1 protein-coding gene is annotated in these 1166 nt (G+C 33.5%); it reads right to left on the bottom strand.

Annotation, left to right across the window (positions count from 1 at the left end):
- Positions 1-13 precede the first annotated feature (13 nt).
- Positions 14-1111: an ISAs1 family transposase gene (locus tag HNP25_RS21615; RefSeq protein ID WP_184137851.1), complete on the bottom strand. Its 1098-nt coding sequence runs from the start codon at positions 1109-1111 to the stop codon at positions 14-16.
- Between the last annotated feature and the right edge of the window lie 55 nt (positions 1112-1166).

Genomic DNA, 1166 nt, shown 5'->3' with positions numbered 1-1166 from the left:
AGGTTAAACGCATTTAAATATTAAAGAGCATTTCGATTAGATATTGGTCATTCCAACCTGCCAATTTCCTTCTACTTTTAATGCTTTCTTTATCGGTTATTTTATTAAGAAGTTGCAAGGATAATTTACGAACAATGGCTAAATTTTCAGGAGCATTTCCAGTTTGAGTTCTTTGTAAGTCTTCCCGAAAAGTGACATCTAATTGCCAATGCAATTTATTTTCTATACTCCAATGGTTACGAATATATTGGTTAAATTCTTTAGGTTCGAGTGTTAAATTACTCAGGTAAAAACGGGTTTCAAAACTGATTTTATCTTTGATTTCTCTTTTTGATTCTATGATAATAATGCTTTTAAGATGTTGCCAATGGGCTAAATCATCATAAAGTGTAAGGTCATTTTCAACATAACAGGTACGTGTTTCGATACGTCCACTGCCAAAATCAACGTATTCATTTTTAGGTAGTTGAGTCTTTACTTGGGCGAATCTTTCACTCACTTGCTGACAGATATGCTTGTTGTTATTTTTTAAAGCTAAAATATAATGACCCTGTTTTGAAGTAATTATTTCAGCATTTTCAACATTACAAGCAATGGCATCAATTGTTACGATACTATCTCTTAAATCAAGACTATTCAATAGGTCTGGGATTGCCGTTTTTTCATTAGATTTAGTATCCACTTTTTGCTGTCCTAAGATTAATTTGTGGTCAGAAACCCAAGCACTTAATAAACAAAGACCTGATTTTTTATGACCAGATTTAGCCGTTGCTCGAAGAACTTTCCCATCAATGTTGATTTGAGTAAATTCTTCATTGAGCGTAGCCAAAATCTCTTTTGACCAGCGATAAAGACTATCAGCAAAAGCGTCTTTATCTAAAAACTTTAACACTCTGTTAAAAGTATCATGGGAAGGTATGCCATTGGGTAATTCCAAAAATGTCCGAAGAAAATGCTCTTTTTGAGTACCATACAAAGCAATATCTTCAAAATCGTCTGCCCCGCAGACCGAAGCACATACTGATATCACTAATATGTCTAATAAGTTGTGCTTCTTACGTCGATTTATACGAAAATCGGGAATGTCTTGAAAGAAAGTTTGCCAGTTCATCTGACAAAGTTCCTAATTTTATAAATAACTCGCATTTTTAAATGCGTTCAACCTG

Origin of the sequence: Arcicella rosea (assembly GCF_014204325.1) — a bacterium.
Taxonomy (GTDB): Bacteria; Bacteroidota; Bacteroidia; order Cytophagales; family Spirosomataceae; genus Arcicella; species Arcicella rosea_A.
Note: the sequence above shows the minus strand (reverse complement) of the source record. Positions and strands in the feature narration are given on the sequence as shown.